Raw genomic sequence first — 20,565 nt, forward strand, 5'->3', positions numbered from 1 at the left:
TATACAACAGCGATGAAACGAGGGAGATATATTTAATATCTCTAAATAAATGAAAATTACAGAACTTAATATTGCAGGGTGTTACTTAATTGAGTCTAAAAGTTTTTCAGATGAAAGAGGGGCGTTTATTAAAACTGCGCATAATGAAATATTTAAAAACTCAGGTTTGAATATTCCATTAGCAGAAGAGTATTACTCTAGATCGAAAAAAGGAGTTATCCGAGGGATGCATTTTCAACAGTATCCGGATGACCATGAAAAAATGGTGTATTGTCCTGAAGGAGAAGTTTTGGACGTTTTTCTCGATTTACGCAAAAGCTCACCCACATATGGAAAATTCATGAGCTTCATATTAAACTCCCAGAATAAAAGAAGTGTTTTTCTAGCAAAAGGAGTTGCACATGGATTTCTTTCCATGAAGGAAAACACATTGATAGTGTGTAAAACAAGTACAGTATATTCTCCTGAATTGGATTCGGGTATTCGTTGGGATTCTTTTGGGTTTCAATGGCCAGTAGAGAATCCAATAATTTCAGAGAGAGACAAGAACTTAGATTTATTTTAATAATATAAATTATTCAAAGAGGTTTAATATGAAGGTGTTAATCACGGGGGTTAGTGGTTTTATTGGTTCGAACGTGGCAAGATATTTGAAAGAAAAAGGGTTCGAAGTCTTTGGGCTAATGAGGCGTGAAATTAACGAGGAGGAAAAAAGTAAGAAGTTATCTGGAATTCAGTTGGAGGTTTTTAATGATAATAATTTATGCTCACTTGTGAAAAATATAAATCCTGATGTCGTGATTCATATTGCTTCTCTTACTTCTGCTTCTCATAATTATGAGTTAATAGATGATTTACTAAGGAGTAATATTGAATTCCCTACCAAATTACTTGAAGCAATGGAACTATCAGGAGTAAGACGATTCATCAATACAGGAACTACTTGGCAAAATTATGGATCTGCTGAATATGAACCAGTTAATTTATATGCTGCAACAAAACAAGCATTTGAGGATATAATAAAATATTATGTATGTGCTAAGAAATTCTGTAGTATTTCATTAAGACTTTTTGATAGTTACGGTCCTAATGATCCAAGAATGAAATTAATACCATTGTTAGATAGGCTTGCAGAAACAAATGAATCATTAGATATGTCTGAAGGGATTCAAGAAATTGAACTGGTTCATATTCACGATATTTGCAGAGCTTATGAAGCGGCGATAGGTCAAATTAAAAATGAGCAACAAGGAAGCAGTAAAATATACTGTGTCAGTGCAAAAAGAAAAATGAGTTTAAGAAGTTTAGTCGAACTTTATGAAAAAGTTAATAATGTAGCATTGAATATAAATTGGGGAGCAAGGCCATTAAGGGAACGAGAGGTTATGAAAATTTGCACTAATCTTACAACAATTCCGGGGTGGTATCCTATAGTATCTCTAGAAGATGGCCTAAATAGGAGAAAACGATGAATTTATTACAGTATATTATATGTACAAAGTCAATAAATTATGATTTTATTTCCTAATGAGACTACATGCTTACATTTTTTCAAACAATTGACTATGAGTAATTTTTAGAGAGCCAACATCTTTTGTCTTAGTGTCAAGTTATTACATAAATATTTTCGTCAAAAACCTCTCTAATAAAAAATGATACTAACTTACATGTAATTATGAATCTTCTACTAAAGAGTAGCGTGTTTTTTATGGAGAAAGTGGCGACTCTGGTGTTTGGAGTAATGTAATTAATTACTATGGTAATAGTCTTTTTTAAAATTAATAAAATAAAAGAGAAATTCTACATAAATATGTCATCTAGGATAATGTTGAAATGAAGGTTACTTCTCTAGTTGGTTGGGGGATTGTAAATCAATGCTGCAATATATTTATTCCTTTTTTAGTTATATTTTTGTCATATAAATATATAAATGTAGAGATAGCAAGTGTTTGGGTTATTTTTTTATCGATGATATCACTTGTGCTATTATTCGATTTTGGATTATCTCCTGCAATAGTAAGGAATGTCAGTTATGTTATATCTGGAGCTAAAAACCTTGTTAAGACAGGGGTGGAAGGTATCATCATCGGTGATAAAATATCGTATTCACTTTTATCTAGGCTAATATTAGATATTAAGAAGATCTATGCCTGTATTTCCATTATAGCGCTATTTGTTGTAGGGGTAGGGGGCGGAGGTTATTTTTATTATATATCCCCTGCGGATTCAAAACAAATTATTTTGTTATCCTGGGCTGTATTCTCAGGAGGATTAATAGTAAGTTTTATATACTTATATTATACGCCTGTATTAACAGGCCTAGGAGATATTAAGAGTTCGTATAAAGCTAATATTATAGGTCGAATATCTTGGTTGTTTTTTAGTTTGTTTGCAATCTACGTATATCCTTCATTACTCAGTTTGTCTTTGAGTTTCCTATTTTCAGTATTGACAAATAGGTATGTTTGCTCATATTTCTTCAAAAAAAATGAATATATACAACGTACAAACAAAAGCTATGCTTCTAATGAAAACTCAACAATACCATTCATAGGATATAATGCATCGAAGCTTGGAATTGTGAGTCTTGGCGGTTTTTTAATAAATAGAGCTACATCGCTAATCGTTGGTTTAGTCTGTCCAATTGTAACAGCAGGACAATTTGTTTTAACTATGCAGGTTTTTTTCGCATTAATGTCTGTAAGCAATGTTCTATTAAGTATTAAAATTCCTGATATATCCAGGTCCGTAGCAAGAAACTCTTATAATGAAATTAGAAAATTAATATTAGAGATATTCGGTTTTTCAACGATGATATATTTAATTGGTTTTTTATTCGTTGTTGTATTATCTGGATTTGTTTTCCCTCTACTTAATATAAATCTCTCTTTACTACCGCAAAATTATATTTTAATTTTAGGTTTTATTTATTTCTTGGAAATGAATCATACTATTTGTGCTACTATAATTACTACAAAAAATCACGTTCCATTCTTATCCTCCTCTCTTATATCGGGCGCGGGAATAGTGATACTATCTATAGTTTTTACATTTTACTATGAATATGGTGTTATCGGCCTTATTCTGGCTCAAGGCGGAGTTCAGTTGATATATAACAACTGGAAATGGCCTGTTGTCATGTTTAACTTATTTATTAAAAAATAGTTCTGGAGATTTATGAAAAGCGTCATACTAAAACAAAATATAGTGGAAGAAGATTTTGTTCTGACAATCGCAATACCAACGTATAAGCGATTTCCTTTATTAAAGGAAACATTAAGAAGCGTATTTTCTCTTGAATTTAATATATCGGTTGAGGTTATCATCGTTGATAATGACCCTGACTCGGCAGAAACTGCTTTATCCGAAATGGAAGAGTTTGCAAATTATAAATTTACTTATTATAAAAATATTGAAAATATTCCTATGTTTGAAAATTGGAATCAATGTTTAACTCTTGGTAAGGGAAAATTTATCACAATATTGCATGATGATGATTTACTATGCCAAGAGTTCTCAACAGCTATTGAGGAATATTTAGCTAATTTTTCTAATTATGATAGTGTCCCTCTTATCGGATTTGATGCTCATATTTTAGATCAACGAACAGAAAGTAATAAAGTTAAGCAAAAAATATTATATAAAATTGCGCAGAATGTATTCTATCTGTTTAAATCAATATTTTCTCGTAATGCTATATCTGAGATGAGAATGAATGATTTTTTCTGGGGGCCTCGTTGCAAGGCTACGTTAGGTATTGTTATGGATAGGGAGAAAGCTCTTGCTATCTCTGGCTTCGATGTGAATTGGTACCCCATCTCTGATTATGAATTCTGGACTAGATGGATAAAAAACTATGGGCCAATTATGTATAGTAGTAAAAAGATAGGTTTTTATCGATATCTTGATAATCTCAGCTTGAAGCCGGAAACAATAACCGGTGTAATTAATAAAAACTATGAGCTTAGACGAAAATTGATTAATGATGGAGATGTTTCAGAGTGCTTTTCTAATGTAGTGGATTTAATAAAAATTAATGATGAATATATAAGTGGTGTTAACTATGGACGTTGTAATAGTTTTGAAATGACAACTAAAAACATGGTCAATTTTTTTATTGTAAAAGTAAAATACATATTCTATAAATTTATTTATGGTAAAAGGTAGACTTAAAATGATCCGAATTCATACTAAAATTGAATTAATAATGTTTTTATATTTACCTATTGGTTATCTAAAGCATGTTTATCACATTTAGTATTTGTCGGGAGGAGCCTTGATTACTACAATAATTTCTTTTTTTTTATTGTCATCTATATATTTTTTGCTTTCTAGTTCTGGATTGAACCACAAAAAATTATTTCTTTTTGGCATTAACTATTATTTTATTTTGCCACTATTTGTTGGCTGCAACTATAATATTTTTAAATTAGCAGCTTTTGATAATTGGCATGACGTTTTTATTAATGTAACTGAGGAGCAAAAAGAATTCCTATTGTTTTATAGTATTATTTTGGTTTTGTTTTATTTTTTTGGGTCATGGTTGGCATCTCATCTTTGCAAGAAAAAGGGATTTTTAGACATGCAAGGGGTATGCTCAATAAAAGGGTTGGGAACAACGAGTTCAATTATATTATTAATTCCGGCTATCATGGTTACAGTTGTAATTTGGTATTATGCTCGAGATGCTTTTTTTAAAGGATATAGCGGTGAATATGATATTGGAATAAGGGGTAAGATGTCGACATTGGCTCTATTATGGCTTGTTATTTCATTTTCATTAAGGCCATCAATAAATCGATATATAATTTATTTTTCTATAGTGCTACTTATACTTAATAATGTTCTTTTGTTAAGTATGGGGGGGCGGATGTATGTAATAGTAAGTGCTGTATATATTCTCATGTGGTTTTATGATCGTAAAAAATTACCAGGTAGAGTTATAATTTATTTTTTACTTTTATCGCTATTTTTAGTGTTAGTCGGCGTGATAAGATCTGGGGACTTTAATATTAACATGCTTTCTTATATAGCATTAGCTGAACCTGTATATACCAGTTTTTCTCTTTTTAGCTTTCTCTCGAATGACTCAAACTTTAATATTTTTAATTATCCGTATAATTATATAAATTCATTTCTCTTAATTCTTCCAGATGTTAATTCATATAAAACGGGCGCTGAGTTGACTTTGAATGACGTGGGGTTTGATTTTATTTCTCCTGTAGGCGCTACGAGCTTTTTTGCTTCATTGATTGGGAATTTTGGAGTCGTTGGTGGTGTGTTTTTTATTAGCATGCTATCATTTTTTCTTGAGTTATTACTACATAGTCGAAGTATGATTTTACGAAATATGTATTTAATTAGTTGCGCAATAATACCTTTCATGCTTTTTCGCGATGGATTTAGTGTGGTAACAAAAGTTACTGTATTTAGCGGTTTTATTATTCCCTTTATAATGTTCACGCTTTCATTTTTTTTGATTAAATTAAAAAGTAATGCAACTAGTGCTAACAAAAGCGATCATACTCAAAACAAAAGAGGTTAGTTGAAAATTGAATCAGATAATAGTGAATGCAACAGCCTTAGACTCAGGGGGAGCATTAGTGGTTTTAAATCAATTTGTAAGAAGTATAACTACAGATGGATTCCACTATATAGTATTTGTTTGTCAGGAATATACTTCGCCAAAAAATTTACCCAGTAATGTTAAAATTGTCTATATCGATGCTAAATCGTGGATGATGCGTATTTATTGGGATTCATATGGCTTGAAAAAATGGTTAGAAAAAAATCATATAGAGCCAGCAGTAGTTATCTCTTTACAAAACACCAGTATTCGAACCGATAAACGAGTCGCTAATATTATCTATTTACATCAGGCTCTTCCATTTATTGAAAGGAAATGGCTTTTTTATAAAAAAACAGAATATAAATTCTGGTTGTATAAAATGTTTTATGGCTATTTTATTTTTAGGTTTGTAAATGATAATACACAATTTGTTGTTCAAACTAATTGGATGAAAAAAAGTTTAGAGAGTAAAGGGATTAATGAGGAGAAAATTCATGTAATTAGACCTTCTTTTGGCGAGGAAAATAACTTTAGAGGTGACTGTTTTTTAGATGAGTATGAAAATAAAAAAATAATTTTTTATCCCGCAAGTTTTTTAATTTATAAGAATCACATTGAAATAGTTAAGGCATTTGTATTTTTGAAAAAAGAAGAACAAGATATATCAAATGTTGTTGTTGTTTTTACTTTTGAGGAAAATGAGTCTCCTGAACTAATAGATATGGTTTATGATAATTCATTGCAAGATAATTTTAAGTTTATAGGGAAAATTAGCCATTCTGATGTGTTATCTATGTATAAAAAAAGTGATTTAGTTGTTTTTCCTAGTTATCTGGAGTCTTTTGGCTTGCCACTTCAAGAAGCTGCTTCGTATGGAAAGCCTATTGTTTGTGCTGATGAGGTTTATTCAAGAGAAGTATTATCAAATTATGATGGTGCTACTTTCGTGAAAACAGGAGATACTCAGAAATGGGCTATTTCTATACGAAAATATCTATATAACCAGACTAATTTCACACCGATAAATAATGACTGTGATTCATCTTGGAAAAAGTTTTTTGAATTAATTAAAAAGGTAAATTCTGATGTTTAACAATAAAGTATTAATGATAACAGGCGGAACTGGGTCATTTGGTAATGCAATTTTAAGACGATTTCTAAATAGTGATTTGAAAGAAATTAGAATTTTTAGTAGAGATGAAAAAAAACAAGATGATATGCGTAAGCATTACAATAATCCAAAGATAAAGTTTTATATCGGGGACGTCCGAGATTATAACAGTATTCTTTCTGCAACGCGTGGGGTTGATTTTATTTTCCATGCTGCAGCCTTAAAGCAAGTCCCATCTTGTGAATTTTATCCGATGGAGGCAGTTAAAACGAATATTATCGGTACTGATAATGTGCTTGAGGCTGCAATAGTTAACTGCGTAAAAAAAGTTGTATGTTTGAGTACTGATAAAGCTGTTTATCCAATTAATGCAATGGGAACGTCTAAGGCAATGATGGAAAAGGTTATTATCGGTAAGTCAAGAAATGTGCCAGAAGGTATCACTATCTGTGCTACACGTTATGGGAATGTAATGGCCTCACGAGGGTCAGTGATTCCACTATTTATTCAGCAAATAAAAAACAATCAGCCTATAACAATTACAGACCCTTCAATGACACGTTTCATGATGACATTGGATGATGCTGTGGATTTGGTAATTCATGCATTTAAAAATGGTAGTAACGGTGATATTTTTGTACAAAAAGCCCCGGCAGCGACGATAGAAACTCTTGTTAGTTCTATATTAGAAATTACAAACAAGAGAGAATATCCGGTTAATTTAATCGGCACTCGTCATGGAGAAAAAGTGTTTGAAGTATTATGTAGTCGTGAAGAAATGTTGGTGGCAGAAGACCAACATGAATATTTCCGCATCCCCGCGGATAATAGAGATTTGAATTATAGCAAGTACTATGAGCATGGAAATAAAGAAATAAATGAAATAGATGATTATAACTCACACAATACTGTTCGTCTTGATATTAAAGGAATGAGTGATTTATTACGTAAATTAGATTTCATTCGAAAAATAGAAGCTGGGGAAGATGCTCAACCTGATGCGTAAAAAAATATTAGTACTTGGTGCCAATGGTATGCTCGGAGGGAGCATATTTAGGCATTTCTCAGAAAATGATATGTTTGAAGTGACTGGTACCGTTAGGAGGACTTCGGTAAAATCTAGGTTCGCCAGTCAGGGTTTTACAAACATAATATCTGGAGTTGATGTTAACGACTTTAATAATATAAATAATGTGATTAGCAGTATTAATCCAGATTTTATTTTTAACTGTATAGGTATTATAAAACAGCTAGATGAATCTAAATTACCGGTTGTATCTATAGAGATAAATTCTCTTTTACCACATAAACTAGCTGAGGCTGCGACTGTTATTGGCGCTAAATTAATCCATTTTTCAACTGATTGTATTTTCTCGGGATGTAAAGGCAATTATAAAGAGTTTGATATTCCTGACTCGGTGGATCTTTATGGCAGATCTAAATTGCTTGGTGAGGTCGCTTATGGTGGGCACATAACGCTAAGAACATCAATAATTGGTCACGAAGAAAAGAAGGGTGTTAGTTTAATTGATTGGTTCTTGAAGCAAGAATCGGAAGTATTTGGTTTTAAAAACGCTATTTTTTCAGGTCTACCAACATGTTACATGGCCGAGGTTATTGAGAATTTTATTCTTCCTAATACTGAATTACATGGATTGTATCACCTAAGTGCTGAGCCTATTAACAAATTCGACTTATTGAATATGGTTAATTTTATATATAATAAAAACCTTTCTATTAAGGAGGATGTTGATTTTAAGATAGATCGAAGTCTAGACTCTTCTTTGTTTAGAAGTTATACAAAATATACACCGCTGCCTTGGTTAAAACTTATTGAGAAAATGCATCATGAATATGAAAAATATTTCAAGTGAATTAAAAAAATTGAAAGTTGTCACAATTGTTGGCACAAGGCCAGAAATAATAAGATTGTCTAGAGTAATAGATAAGTTAGATAAGTTCTGTGACCATTACTTAATCCATACAGGGCAAAATTATGATTATGAGCTTAATCAAATATTTTTTGATGACTTAAATATCAGAAAACCTGATTTTTTTCTAAATGCGGCAGGGGAAACTTCGGCGCAAACTATAGGGAAGATAATAATATCAGCGGATGAGATTTTAGAAAAATTAGAACCAGACGCTTTGTTAGTTTTAGGTGATACAAATAGTTGTTTATCAGTGATTCCGGCAAAAAAACGCAAAATTCCAATCTTTCATATGGAAGCTGGCAATCGATGTTTTGATATGAGGGTTCCAGAAGAAACGAATCGACTCATTGTTGATAATATTTCAGATATTAATTTAACATATAGTAGTATTGCTAGGGAATATCTCCTTCGTGAAGGCGCTTCACCTGATAGAGTAATTAAAACGGGTAGCCCGATGTTTGAAGTTCTCAGTTATTATATGACGGGTATCTTGGAGTCAGATATTTTAAATAAATTGCATTTAACTAAAGGCGAGTATTATGTCGTCAGCGCCCACAGAGAAGAGAATATTGATTCTGAAATTAATCTCGATAAGTTAGTTGCAACATTAAATGGTATTGCGGAAAAATATGCTAGACCAATTATTTTTTCTACTCATCCTCGGACGCAGAAAAAAATAGACTCAAAAGGAATTAAGTTTCATCCATTAGTTAGATTGTTAAAACCTCTTGGTTTTAAAGATTATGTAAAACTTCAACTAGATGCAAATGCTGTCCTATCAGATAGCGGAACAATTACTGAAGAAGCGTCTATTTTAAACATACCAGCTTTGAATTTGCGAGAAGCTCACGAACGTCCTGAGGGAATGGAAGAGGGGGCTGTCATGATGACTGGACTTGATTTATCTTTAATTATACAAGCATTGGATGTTATCAAAGAGCAACCATCTGGAAGAAATCGGTTATTACGGATAGTTGATGATTATTCTATGCCCAATGTATCCGATAAAATTGTTCGTATCATTCTTTCTTATACAGGCTATGTTAAGAGAGTGGTATGGAGGCAGTATTAAATGCGTTTGGCAATATTTGTTGATGACTACTTGCCCTATAGTACAAGAGTTGCGGCAAAAATGATGCATGAACTAGCCATAGAGCTAAAGAGGCTAGGGCATGAACCTATTATCATTACTCCAGCATATAAAAATAGTGAAAGTAGGTTATACATCGATACTATTGATGAGATACCTGTTTGGTATTTTAAAAATGGTGATGTAAAGTGCTCATCAAAGATAAGAAGAGCATTTAATGAGACATTGATTTCATTTAATGCATTTTTTGCACTTAAAGGGAAAATAAATGAGGGAACTTATTTTGATGGAGTGATATGTTATTCACCATCAATCTTTTTTGGCCCTATAGTTAGTTATTTAAAAAGAAAATTCAATTGTAAGTCATATTTAATACTAAGAGATCTATTTCCACAGTGGGCTATTGATGAAGGGCTCATTAGGGAAGGATCACTAATTGCTAAATACTTTATTTTTTTTGAGGAGTTGAACTATAAATCTGCCAATTCTATTGGTCTGATGTCAGAGAGAAATTTGGAGCTTTTTAATTTAAGACACGATAATAAATATAACACACATGTAATGTATAACTGGGCCAGCGCAAAACCTTACAAAAGTAGCAGCCGAAGTGATAGCTTAAGAGAAAAACTATCTTTACAAGAAAAAGTTATATTTTTTTATGGTGGGAATATTGGGCGAGCTCAGGATATGAGCAATCTATTGCTACTTGCTAAAGGAATGAAGGAACATTCTAGAGCCCATTTTATTTTTATTGGTCAAGGTGATGAAGTAGAACTAGTCAATAGTAAAATAATTGAATGGAGTTTAACTAATGTTAACTTTCTTCCTTCAGTTGAACAGTCAGAGTTTAGACGTATTTTATCTGATGTAGATATAGGTTTATTTTCTCTGGCGAAATCACATAAGACACATAACTTTCCGGGTAAATTGTTAGGGTATATGGTTGAATCTATACCTATATTGGGTAGTGTAAATCCAGGAAACGATTTATTGGATGTGATTAATAATAACGATGCGGGATATGTTTTTATTAATGGGGATAATAAATCTTTGTTAAGAGCTGCGATAAAATTATTGAATGATTATGATGATAGGAGGTTTAGAGGTAAAATGGCAAATAAATTATTAATTAATATGTTCTCTGTCGAGAGTGCTGCAATAAAAATAATTGATAACATTATTTGATGTTTATTCATATCTGTGGGCGAATTTATAATTAATGTTTTTAATGTGTTATATTATTTTCAATAAATAATTTAAATTGGATGCTATTAATGGCTGCTGAAAAAAATAATGATATTATTTCTCCTATCAGAAAGTACAGATATGGTGGCATGGGAGAAGCTTATAATGAAATTGATTTGTTGAGTCTCATTGCTATTTTGTTAAAGTTTCGGATGGCTATTCTAATTTCAGTTGTTATTTTTACTGTCATAGGATTTTCAGTTTCTTTTATTCTTCCGCAAAAATGGACCAGTACTGCGGTCATCGTCTCGCCTGGCGATGAACAAATTCAAGTGTTAGATAAGATAACAACTAATTTATCTGTGCTTGATATTAAGCTTGATATCAGTTCAGATTATTTATTGTCTACTTTTAAACAAAACTTTGATTCTCAAGATCTCCGTGAGCAATATTTAGTGAATACTGAGTATTTTAAGAGATTAATGCGAGATAAACCTGAAGATGGTCTGGAGAAAAGAGCATTAATTGAACGGATAGTGAATGAGAATATCACATCAGTCAGCCCGCTGAGAGATAAAGGCGATAATGATAAGGAATATCGATACTACAAATTATCATACAGCGCCATGACGGCTACAGATGCGCGTGATTTATTGCAGGGGTATATTAACTACGTTAACAGTATAGTTAATGCTGATGTATCTAGAAAAATACAGCGTGCTGTTGATTTAGCTAAAGGTATTGGTACTGATAAATATACTTTGGATCTATTGCGTGCCAAGAATAATCAGGAAGTTAAAATTGAACGTTTGAAGTACGCGACTTCAATTGCTGATGCGGCGGGTATAAAAAAGCCAGTTTACAGCAGTGGTTCCGCTATTAGTGATGATCCAGATTTCCCTATTACTATGGGTTCTGATGCACTGAATCGCAAATTGGAAATTGAGAAATCGGTGACTGACCTGGCTTCTATCAATGCTGAAATTCTTAACCGTAGACTATATCTTGATAAGTTAAATGCGCTGGAAATTCCTAAAGTGGAAGTGGTGCCATTTAAATATCTGCAACAGCCAACCGAGCCAACCAAAAGAGATGCGCCTAAACGTGGGCTGATTATGATCCTGTTCGCACTTGCAGGTTTGGTGGGGTCTGTCGGTTTTGTGTTAGTTGATCATTTCATGCGTGAACGCGAGCGTGAAGAAGAGATGCTAAAACTGGCGAATACCGATAAAGAATAACGAACCAATACTAATTGATATTTTACATTGCCGGATTAGCGCTGCTTGTCCGGTTTTTTTTTGATAAAAATTCTGAGGTTAGCATTCATCCTTGTTGTTTGACCGCGTTAAATCGACCTCATACCTTTCCCCTAATTATGTTTCCAGCTTGAGCTTATGCTAAAATCCTGTTCCTTTTCATCTTCACACTGCCAATCAAAACAATGAAATTTCCTGGTAAACGTAAATCCAAACATTATTTTCCGGTTAATGCCCGCGATCCGTTATTACAACAAACGCAGGTTCAGGCTGAAAATGAGGTCAGCACCTCTTATATCGTCGGTATCGACCAAACCCTAGTCGATATTGAGGCCAAAGTTGATGAGGGATTTATTCAGCGCTACGGTTTGAGCCAGGGACATTCTTTAGTTATTGAAGATGATGTGGCTGAGGCTCTTTATCAGGAGTTAACCAGCAACGGTTTGATTACCCATGAGTTTGCAGGTGGCACCATCGGTAATACATTGCATAATTACTCGGTTCTGGCTGATGACCGTTCTGTTTTACTTGGAACTATGTGCAGCAATATAAAGATTGGTAGCTATGCCTATCGTTATCTGTGTAATACCTCAAGTCGTACCGATTTAAATTATTTGCAGGCCGTGGATGGCGCTATTGGCCGCTGTTTTACCTTGATTACTGAGAACGGAGAGCGGACTTTCGCTATCAGTCCAGGCCAAATGAATCAGCTACGCCCAGATAGCATTCCTGAAGAAGTGATTGCAGGTGCCTCCGCTTTAGTTCTCACTGCTTATTTAGTACGTTGTAAACCCGGTGAGCCAATGCCAGATGCAACTATGCAGGCTATCGCGTACGCTAAAAAATATCATGTGCCAGTGGTGCTGACGTTGGGTACAAAATACGTCATTGCAGATAATCCTCAATGGTGGCGAGATTTCCTTAAAGAAAACGTCTCTATTTTAGCGATGAATGAAGATGAAGCACTGGAGCTTACGGGGATCAGCGATCCATTGATGGCCGCGGATATGGCGCTGGATTGGGTAGATTTGGTGCTATGTACCGCCGGGCCAAATGGCCTTTATATGGCTGGCTATACGGAAGAAGCTGGCAAACGCCAGACTCAACATCCTTTACTGCCGGGTACTATTGCTGAATTTAATATGTATGAATTTAGCCGCGCAATGAGAAAAGAGCATTGTGATATGCCATTCAAGATTTACTCACACATCGCTCCTTATATGGGAGGGCCTGAGAAAATTATGAATACTAATGGGGCAGGGGATGGGGCATTGTCCGCAGTGTTACATGATATAGCGGCCAACGGTTATCATCGTAATAATGTTCCTAATTCAAGTAAACATGTGCGTAGTTACCTGAGCTATTCGTCTTTGGCGCAGGTTTGTAAATATGCTAATCGAGTGAGCTATCAGGTGTTGAATCAGCACTCTCCTCGTCTGACGCGCGGTTTACCTGAGCGAGAGGATAGTCTGGAAGAGTCTTACTGGGAACGTTAATCCAATCGCTAGACAACAAAAGGCCAGCATTGCTGGCCTTTTGTATTTTAATTTCGGTCTAGTCAGATCGGGCAAGCTGAGCTTTTGACTTCTTCAGTCAACGTATCGATTTTCAGCATATTTAGCATGCTGCCGGCAATCTCGCGTTCACCCATAACGACCTGATCGGCACCGCGGTCGGAAATATAAACCACCTCATCGTCATAATGCGCTCTGGCAATAATCTCAAGGTCTGGGCGTTTGAGGCGCGCTGCAGCGACAATTTCACCCGCCTCATAGCCATTTGGAATGGTTAGTAACAGCCAGCGTGCGCAGTCTAGTCGAGCCAATGACATGATTTCTGCATTGGCTGCGTTGCCCAGTACCGCGTTAATTCCTTGCTCACGCAAGGCTTCGACTCGGGTTCGGGAGTTTTCGATGACCACTAATGGAACACCCGCTGCATTGAGTTTTGAACCGAGCAGGCTACCTACGCGACCATAACCGACTAATAAAGCGTGGTTACATAGATCCACTGGAATTTGTTTTTCTTCTTCTACTGCTTCTTCCAGAATTTGATCTTCCATGGTTTCGGTTTTAATTAGATAGCGATCCAACAGGCTAAATAGCAATGGATTCAGCATGATAGAAAGAATGGCACTGGCTAAAACCAGATTGCGGCCATGCTCCGACATCAAACCAAGGGAGATCCCTAAACCTGCTAAAATAAAGGCAAACTCACCGATTTGCGCCAAACTGACTGAAATAGTCAGTGCAGTGCGTTTAGAGTGGCCAAACATACGAACTAACAAGAAGGCTGCGGCAGATTTACCGAAGATAATGATAGCCAGTGAGGCGATAACCGCTAAAGGCTCACGAACCAGAATCATCGGGTCGAATAGCATGCCGACCGAAACAAAAAACAGGACGGCAAAGGCATCACGCAGCGGTAAAGTATCCTGAGCCGCGCGGTGGCTAAGTTCGGATTCGTTTAACACCATACCGGCAAAGAAGGCGCCTAGCGCGAATGAGACGTCAAACAGCCCTACAGCACCGTAAGCGATACCCAGCGCTAAGACCAGCACGGCCAAGGTAAATAGCTCTCTGGAGCCGGTACTGGCGGTTTTTGCCAATATCCATGGGACGAGGCGGCGGCCAACCACTATCATCAAGGTGATGAAGGCGATGACTTTACCAATAGTTATGGCCAGTTCGGTGAATAATTGGCTCAAACTGGTATTTTCGCTACCCATAACGCCAGCGAATGCTGGTAATAACACCAATGTTAGTACCATCGCCAGATCTTCAACTATCAGCCAGCCAATGGCTATTTGCCCACGCTGGCTGTCGATCAACTGCCGTTCTTCCAGTGCTCGCAGCAATACCACGGTACTGGCGGTAGACAAGCAAAGACCGAACACCAAGCCTGTGACCAGATCCCAGCCCAGCATGCTCGAAAGGCCGATACCCAACAATGTGGCAACTGCGATTTGCGCTATGGCACCGGGAATGGCAATGGATTTTACAGCGAGGAGGTCTTTAAGAGAGAAATGCAGCCCAACACCGAACATTAACAGGATAACACCGATTTCAGCCAGTTCTGGCGCTAATGACGTATCGGCGACGAAACCCGGCGTGAATGGCCCGGCTAACACCCCTGCGGCGAGATATCCCACTAATGGGGAGATGCGCAGGCGGTGTGCCAGTGTACCGAGGAGGAAGGCGAGAACCAGGCCTCCTACAATCGTTGTAATCAGGGGTGTTGAGTGGTGCATCCAGACTCCTTCTTGTTATGCGGGCAGTGTTCATTCACAGCAATAGCACTAGTTTATTGCATTTGTGCGAACTTTACCCGATAAAAATTCATATTTTGTCAATGAAACTGAAGGTTGGCCTGTAAATTGCGTAAGGTGGTTATTTATGAGTGATATCTCATTTAGACCTAATAGATATAGGTAGTTAAGCCAGATAATACTGCTATCTCATCCGGCTTAAGTTAGTAATACTGACTACTTTTCTTCAATATTAGGCAGTAAGGCAGTAAATATGCCAAGGAGTGGCAGGAATGCGCAGATTTGGTAAACTAACTCGATACTGGTTAAATCAGCAACATAACCAAGTACAGCCGCACCTAACCCGCCCATACCGAAAGCTAAACCGAAGAATAATCCGGAAACCATGCCTACCTTTCCAGGGATCAGCTCTTGGGCATAAACCAGAATGGCAGAAAACGCTGATGCCAGTATGACACCAATGATCACTGTCAAAATGCCAATCCATTGCAGAGATACGTAGGGTAAAATAAGGGTAAATGGTGCAACACCGAGGATGGAGCCCCAAATAACGTATTTTCTCCCGACTCTGTCCCCCAAGGGCCCGCCAATGATGGTGCCTGCGGCTACGGCAAATAAGAATATAAACAGATGTATTTGGGCATTTTGTACTGAAACACCAAACTTATGGATTAGATAGAAGGTGTAGTAGCTACTTATACTAGTTAAGTAGAAATACTTGGAAAAAATCAGTACTAGCAGAATCGCTAAAGTGGCAATTATGGTCTTTTTAGGCAGTGTTTGTACCGGTGCCGCTTTTATCGGCTTACCGGCGACCGCGCGATTTTGCATTTGATACCATTTACTGACCTGTAATAGCACTACAATGGCCAGTAATGCCGCCAGTGAGAACCAGCCAACATTCCCTTTGCCGTAGGGCGCGATAAACATCGCCGCCAGTAATGGGCCTAACGCACTACCAAAATTCCCTCCCACCTGAAACAGCGATTGCGCCAGCCCGTGACGTCCGCCAGACGCCATGCGTGCCACGCGGGAAGATTCAGGATGAAACACGGAGGAACCGGTACCAACCAGCGCCGCCGCCAGCAACACCACCGGAAAAGTAGTCGCGGCGGCCAATAATAAGATGCCCGAAAGAGTGAATCCCATACCAATAGGTAGAGAATAAGGCTGTGGGTGTTTGTCTGTGTAGAGGCCAATCAGCGGTTGCAGCATTGAGGCAGTCATCTGATAGGTCAATGTAATTAAGCCGATTTGAGTGAAGCTCAGGCTGAACTCTGCCTGTAATAAAGGATAGATAGCTAAAATCAGCGATTGAATCATATCGTTTAGTAAATGAGAGACGCTTATCGCCCCTAAAATAGAAAACGAAGTTCGCTTTAAGGCATTTCCCTTATTTTGGGAGGTTGGAGGGACGATGCGATCGGTCATGATGAGTATCAGCCTAATTGTTTTTATTGCGAAAGGTAGCGCGGTAATGGATACATATTATGCATATCGTATGATTTTTACTATATCCAACATTATTTGACGGATATCGCAAAAATGTGAAATTCAGGTGTATCTAATCGAGTTACAATGCAAACTGCATCGAGGTATCACCTTGATTCTCACAGAAATCCTGAACTCTTACGCGATCTGTATTCATCAGACTGACTTTTACTCGACCCGCTTTTGGCGATTACATGGAGATTTGCCATGCGTTTTTCATTAAATACCACAGCATGCGCGTTGGCCGTAACATTGGCCTTTGCCCCCGGATGGGCCAGCGCTTGGGAAAAAGATAAAACTTACGACATTACTGTACTGCACACTAACGATCATCACGGCCATTTCTGGCAAAACGATCACGGTGAATATGGCCTGGCGGCGCAAAAAACCTTGGTGGATAATATTCGCCAACAAGTGGCAGCAGAAGGGGGCAGCCTATTGTTGCTTTCCGGCGGAGATATTAATACCGGTGTACCTGAGTCTGATTTACAGGATGCGGAACCCGATTTTCGCGGTATGAATTTAGTGGGATACGATGCTATGGCGATCGGAAACCATGAATTTGATAACCCGCTTAGCGTATTACGTCAGCAAGAAAAATGGGCCACTTTCCCGCTGCTCTCTGCCAATATTTATCAGAAGAGTACCCAGCAGCGCTTATTTAAACCTTATGCCCTGTTTGATAAGCAAGGGATTAAAATTGCGGTTATTGGGTTAACCACTGACGATACGGCTAAAATTGGCAATCCTGAGTATTTCACTGATATTGAATTCCGTGTACCGGCGGTGGAAGCCAAAGAGGTCGTCGAAAAACTGCGTCAGGATGAAAAACCGGACATTATCATCGCAGCCACCCATATGGGGCATTATGACAACGGTAATCACGGTTCTAATGCGCCAGGTGATGTAGAAATGGCTCGTAGCCTGCCTGCAGGTTATCTGGACATGATTGTGGGTGGACATTCGCAGGATCCGGTTTGTATGTCCAGCGAGAATCATAAGCAGGTAGATTACGTTCCGGGTACGGCTTGCGCGCCCGATCGTCAAAATGGAACCTGGATCGTTCAGGCGCACGAATGGGGTAAATACGTCGGGCGTGCAGATTTTAAATTCCGCAACGGCGAGCTGACGTTGGTTAACTATCAGCTGATTCCGGTTAATCTGAAGAAGAAAGTAGAGAAAGCCGACGGTACCAGTGAGCGCGTTTTCTATACCGAAGAGATCGCTGAAAATCCGGCAATGCTGAAATTACTCACGCCGTTTGAAGATAAAGGCAAAGCGCAGCTGGAAATTAAAGTCGGTAGCGTTAATGGCAAGCTAGAGGGCGATCGTAGCAAAGTTCGTTTCCAGCAAACTAATATGGCGCGGATGCTATTAGCGGCGCAAATGGAGCGTGCTGGCGCTGATTTTGCCGTGATGAGCGGCGGCGGCGTGCGTGACTCTATCGATGCTGGTGATATTACTTATAAAGATGTGCTGAAAGTGCAGCCATTCGGTAATACGCTGGTTTATGTGGATATGAAGGGCAGTGAAGTTGAGAAGTATTTGGCCGTCGTCGCTAATAAAAAAGTGGATTCAGGCGCCTACGCTCAATTCGCCAACGTCAGCCTGGTTGCCGATGGCACAGGTGTCAGTGATGTTAAAATTCAAGGTAAACCGCTGGATGCGAATAAAACCTACCGCATGGCAACGCTGAATTTCAACGCGCTAGGTGGTGATGGTTATCCGAAGGTGGATACTTTGCCAAGCTACGTTAATACCGGTTTCATCGATGCGGAAGTCTTGAAGCAATATATTGAAAAACACTCTCCGCTAGATGCTGCGGCCTATGAGCCGAAGGGTGAGATTGTTTACAAGTAATGAGTTGAGTTGAGATGAGGTAAAAATACCTTAGGGACTTTTTATCTGAACGGGGAGTACGGGTAGCGCTAATGCGTCTATGCGTATTCCCCATTTTTGGCTCAGTGGCATTCTGTGGCAGAGAGAAGCGAGGATTAATCCCGTTTGGCTATATCCGCGAATACCGCATTGAGCAACTGGCCTAAATCTGCTGGAGCTAGCTCTATATCCAGCCCGCGTTTGCCGCCGGAAACGAACATAGTGGCATATTGCTGCGCCTGACTGTCGATGACCGTGGGTAAACGTTTTTTCTGTCCTAACGGGCTAATTCCTCCGACTAAATAACCGGTTACTCGCTGCGCCAGCTGTGGATCGGCCATATCTGCTTTTTTCGCTCCTAAGGCTCGGGCAACTTTTTTTAAATCCAATTGAGTGGCGACCGGAGTGACGGCAACGGCTAAGTTTTTGGCTTCTCCATTCAGGCAAACCAGCAGAGTTTTATAAACTTGCCGGGCATCTAGCCCTAATTTTCTGACAGCTTCATCACCAAAATTCGTTTCTGCACTGTCGTGTTCGTAAGGGTGAAGAGTAAAGGCGATTTTTTGCTTTTCCAGCAGAATGACGGCAGGAGTCATGATTTTCGTCCACTATAAAAATAATACCAGTTAATCATAACAGGACTATCGTTGCGGCTAATCCTTATCTTTTTAGTATCTTACGCTTAATGCAGCTTAGTAAGAAAAAAATTAACTTAATAGAATCAAAATTATGAAATTGTATTCCTCAATAATAATGAATCCCAGTTGCTTATAGGATCCGCGGGTTGCTACCCTGATATGGCAAATTGGTTGACCGTCAGGAAAGCCGGCTTGCTACGTAATAACTAAAACAATGAAAATTCCTCTTTGACTGGCCAATAGCGATATTGGCCATTTTTTTATCCATGAGCTGGCTGCATTAAAGCCGGTAAATTTCCGTCGCCATATAAATGTAAAGCGCCCACAGCAACCAGATAATGCCCCGCCGGTAAGGCAGACAGTTGTTTTTGCCATTGCTGGTTACGTTGCACCATTAATAGCTCATATAAATCATCGCTAAAAGTCGTTGTCAGTTTAGCCAGGCTACCGCAGGGTTGTCGCTCTAACCACCAACTGATCATGGTTTGTAACATGCGGGCGTTGGTGTGCCAGTGAGCCAGAGTATCTTTTAACAGCCCCATTCCGCTGTCAGGCAGGGTTTCCAGTAGGGAAAGCTGCATTTGCGAGCCTTCGAGTTCGATAATATTTTTCCGCTGCGCTTTGGCTGCATTCAATAATTGATAATCAATACCGTATTCCCCGCGCAGCCCTAGATTTTGCGCCTGACGCGCCTGTAGCATCAGCGCGATTTGCCAGGCCGGAAGGGTGGCCAGAGCCAACGGGTCGGTTTTTAATTCTTCACAGCGCTGAACGAGCTGTTGGTAATCTGTTTCAGAGAGTCGGTCGACCAACGGGAGCTCATCGGGATAGTGAGCGAAAGGGGATCCACCTTGGGTAATATCGGCCTCAACGATTAACGCATCGGCTTTTATCAGGCGATCCAACAGAATATCCGGTAGCGGGAACATGCCTTCGGTTCCCATATGGATACTCCCTACCAGATGGAAGTGACGTGAGCCGGGCAGTTGTAAATCGATACCCGGATACGGATAACTCGGCGGAGAAAGGATGCCAAGAAAGGTGGCTAGCTGACGTAAAAGTTGACCCATACCGGTGTGCGTCCTGATTTAGCATTTCTCCCATGCTAAACGCTAAATGGCGCACAAGAAAGGGTTGTGCGCCAC

17 protein-coding genes are annotated in these 20,565 nt (G+C 38.2%); 13 read left to right on the forward strand and 4 right to left on the reverse strand.

The features are described from left to right. The first annotated feature begins 49 nt into the window (after nucleotides 1–49). The 12 genes from rfbC (at nucleotide 50) to DBA33_RS10545 (ending at nucleotide 13,641) form a co-directional block, all read left to right on the forward strand. Nucleotides 50–565, forward strand: a complete 516-nt coding sequence (gene rfbC, locus DBA33_RS10490; RefSeq protein WP_120806408.1) for a dTDP-4-dehydrorhamnose 3,5-epimerase — start codon at nucleotides 50–52, stop codon at nucleotides 563–565. Between the two features lie 28 nt (nucleotides 566–593). After that, nucleotides 594–1,472: an NAD(P)-dependent oxidoreductase gene (locus DBA33_RS10495; RefSeq protein ID WP_120806410.1), complete on the forward strand. Its 879-nt coding sequence runs from the start codon at nucleotides 594–596 to the stop codon at nucleotides 1,470–1,472. A gap of 361 nt (nucleotides 1,473–1,833) precedes the next feature. Further along, nucleotides 1,834–3,165 (forward strand): O-unit flippase-like protein, encoded by a 1,332-nt coding sequence (gene wzx, locus DBA33_RS10500; RefSeq protein WP_120806412.1) that lies wholly within the window; start codon nucleotides 1,834–1,836, stop codon nucleotides 3,163–3,165. A gap of 12 nt (nucleotides 3,166–3,177) precedes the next feature. Further along, the gene (locus tag DBA33_RS10505) at nucleotides 3,178–4,167 is read left to right on the forward strand and encodes a glycosyltransferase family 2 protein (RefSeq protein ID WP_120806414.1); all 990 of its coding nucleotides are present in this window, start codon (nucleotides 3,178–3,180) and stop codon (nucleotides 4,165–4,167) included. Nucleotides 4,168–4,276: 109 nt separating this feature from the next. Then, the gene (locus tag DBA33_RS10510) at nucleotides 4,277–5,545 is read left to right on the forward strand and encodes a hypothetical protein (RefSeq protein WP_120806415.1); all 1,269 of its coding nucleotides are present in this window, start codon (nucleotides 4,277–4,279) and stop codon (nucleotides 5,543–5,545) included. Nucleotides 5,546–5,567: 22 nt separating this feature from the next. Beyond that, entirely contained in the window at nucleotides 5,568–6,662 is a 1,095-nt protein-coding gene (locus DBA33_RS10515) for a glycosyltransferase (protein ID WP_162975195.1), read from the forward strand. After that, nucleotides 6,655–7,686 (forward strand): polysaccharide biosynthesis protein, encoded by a 1,032-nt coding sequence (locus tag DBA33_RS10520; RefSeq protein WP_120806419.1) that lies wholly within the window; start codon nucleotides 6,655–6,657, stop codon nucleotides 7,684–7,686. Before DBA33_RS10515 ends, DBA33_RS10520 begins: the two co-directional genes overlap by 8 nt. Further along, complete coding sequence (locus tag DBA33_RS10525; RefSeq protein WP_120806462.1) at nucleotides 7,679–8,554, forward strand: SDR family oxidoreductase; 876 nt, start codon at nucleotides 7,679–7,681, stop codon at nucleotides 8,552–8,554. The genes DBA33_RS10520 and DBA33_RS10525 overlap by 8 nt, the downstream gene beginning before the upstream one ends. After that, nucleotides 8,529–9,686: a UDP-N-acetylglucosamine 2-epimerase (non-hydrolyzing) gene (wecB, locus tag DBA33_RS10530; protein WP_205582772.1), complete on the forward strand. Its 1,158-nt coding sequence runs from the start codon at nucleotides 8,529–8,531 to the stop codon at nucleotides 9,684–9,686. The genes DBA33_RS10525 and wecB overlap by 26 nt, the downstream gene beginning before the upstream one ends. After that, nucleotides 9,687–10,889: a glycosyltransferase family 4 protein gene (locus DBA33_RS10535; protein WP_120806420.1), complete on the forward strand. Its 1,203-nt coding sequence runs from the start codon at nucleotides 9,687–9,689 to the stop codon at nucleotides 10,887–10,889. Between the two features lie 89 nt (nucleotides 10,890–10,978). Next, nucleotides 10,979–12,127, forward strand: a complete 1,149-nt coding sequence (wzz(fepE), locus tag DBA33_RS10540) for an LPS O-antigen length regulator Wzz(fepE) (RefSeq protein ID WP_120806422.1) — start codon at nucleotides 10,979–10,981, stop codon at nucleotides 12,125–12,127. A gap of 203 nt (nucleotides 12,128–12,330) precedes the next feature. Then, on the forward strand, nucleotides 12,331–13,641 hold the full coding sequence (locus tag DBA33_RS10545; RefSeq protein WP_064512332.1) for an inosine/guanosine kinase: 1,311 nt from the start codon (nucleotides 12,331–12,333) through the stop codon (nucleotides 13,639–13,641). Between the two features lie 62 nt (nucleotides 13,642–13,703). On the opposite strand, the gene ybaL is transcribed toward DBA33_RS10545, so the two are convergent. Then, nucleotides 13,704–15,395 carry a YbaL family putative K(+) efflux transporter gene (gene ybaL, locus DBA33_RS10550; protein ID WP_120806423.1) on the reverse strand — a complete coding sequence of 564 codons (1,692 nt, stop codon included), beginning with the start codon at nucleotides 15,393–15,395 and terminating at the stop codon, nucleotides 13,704–13,706. A gap of 234 nt (nucleotides 15,396–15,629) precedes the next feature. Further along, nucleotides 15,630–16,844: an MFS transporter gene (locus DBA33_RS10555; RefSeq protein ID WP_064512336.1), complete on the reverse strand. Its 1,215-nt coding sequence runs from the start codon at nucleotides 16,842–16,844 to the stop codon at nucleotides 15,630–15,632. 267 nt (nucleotides 16,845–17,111) lie between these two features. Between DBA33_RS10555 and ushA the strand changes: the two genes are divergently transcribed. Beyond that, nucleotides 17,112–18,764 carry a bifunctional UDP-sugar hydrolase/5'-nucleotidase UshA gene (gene ushA / locus DBA33_RS10560; RefSeq protein WP_120806425.1) on the forward strand — a complete coding sequence of 551 codons (1,653 nt, stop codon included), beginning with the start codon at nucleotides 17,112–17,114 and terminating at the stop codon, nucleotides 18,762–18,764. A 134-nt stretch (nucleotides 18,765–18,898) separates the two neighbouring features. On the opposite strand, the gene ybaK is transcribed toward ushA, so the two are convergent. Together ybaK and DBA33_RS10570 are read right to left on the reverse strand one after the other, a co-directional pair. Further along, nucleotides 18,899–19,378: a Cys-tRNA(Pro)/Cys-tRNA(Cys) deacylase YbaK gene (ybaK, locus tag DBA33_RS10565; protein WP_064512339.1), complete on the reverse strand. Its 480-nt coding sequence runs from the start codon at nucleotides 19,376–19,378 to the stop codon at nucleotides 18,899–18,901. A gap of 302 nt (nucleotides 19,379–19,680) precedes the next feature. After that, complete coding sequence (locus tag DBA33_RS10570; RefSeq protein ID WP_120806427.1) at nucleotides 19,681–20,490, reverse strand: TraB/GumN family protein; 810 nt, start codon at nucleotides 20,488–20,490, stop codon at nucleotides 19,681–19,683. Nucleotides 20,491–20,565 lie beyond the last annotated feature (75 nt).

The sequence above is a fragment of the Yersinia sp. IP36721 genome (genome assembly GCF_003634395.1).
GTDB classification, from domain to species: Bacteria; Pseudomonadota; Gammaproteobacteria; order Enterobacterales; family Enterobacteriaceae; genus Yersinia; species Yersinia entomophaga.

Bases quoted from the DNA above. Each gene is read 5' to 3' on its own strand.
- wzx (WP_120806412.1), top strand. From the start codon at position 1,834: ATGAAGGTTACTTCTCTAGTTGGTTGGGGGATTGTAAATCAATGCTGC.
- ushA (WP_120806425.1), top strand. From the start codon at position 17,112: ATGCGTTTTTCATTAAATACCACAGCATGCGCGTTGGCCGTAACATTG.
- ybaL (WP_120806423.1), bottom strand. From the start codon at position 15,395: ATGCACCACTCAACACCCCTGATTACAACGATTGTAGGAGGCCTGGTT.
- DBA33_RS10525 (WP_120806462.1), top strand. From the start codon at position 7,679: ATGCGTAAAAAAATATTAGTACTTGGTGCCAATGGTATGCTCGGAGGG.
- rfbC (WP_120806408.1), top strand. From the start codon at position 50: ATGAAAATTACAGAACTTAATATTGCAGGGTGTTACTTAATTGAGTCT.
- DBA33_RS10505 (WP_120806414.1), top strand. From the start codon at position 3,178: ATGAAAAGCGTCATACTAAAACAAAATATAGTGGAAGAAGATTTTGTT.
- DBA33_RS10520 (WP_120806419.1), top strand. From the start codon at position 6,655: ATGTTTAACAATAAAGTATTAATGATAACAGGCGGAACTGGGTCATTT.
- DBA33_RS10555 (WP_064512336.1), bottom strand. From the start codon at position 16,844: ATGACCGATCGCATCGTCCCTCCAACCTCCCAAAATAAGGGAAATGCC.
- DBA33_RS10495 (WP_120806410.1), top strand. From the start codon at position 594: ATGAAGGTGTTAATCACGGGGGTTAGTGGTTTTATTGGTTCGAACGTG.
- DBA33_RS10535 (WP_120806420.1), top strand. From the start codon at position 9,687: ATGCGTTTGGCAATATTTGTTGATGACTACTTGCCCTATAGTACAAGA.
- DBA33_RS10570 (WP_120806427.1), bottom strand. From the start codon at position 20,490: ATGGGTCAACTTTTACGTCAGCTAGCCACCTTTCTTGGCATCCTTTCT.
- ybaK (WP_064512339.1), bottom strand. From the start codon at position 19,378: ATGACTCCTGCCGTCATTCTGCTGGAAAAGCAAAAAATCGCCTTTACT.
- DBA33_RS10545 (WP_064512332.1), top strand. From the start codon at position 12,331: ATGAAATTTCCTGGTAAACGTAAATCCAAACATTATTTTCCGGTTAAT.
- wecB (WP_205582772.1), top strand. From the start codon at position 8,529: ATGAATATGAAAAATATTTCAAGTGAATTAAAAAAATTGAAAGTTGTC.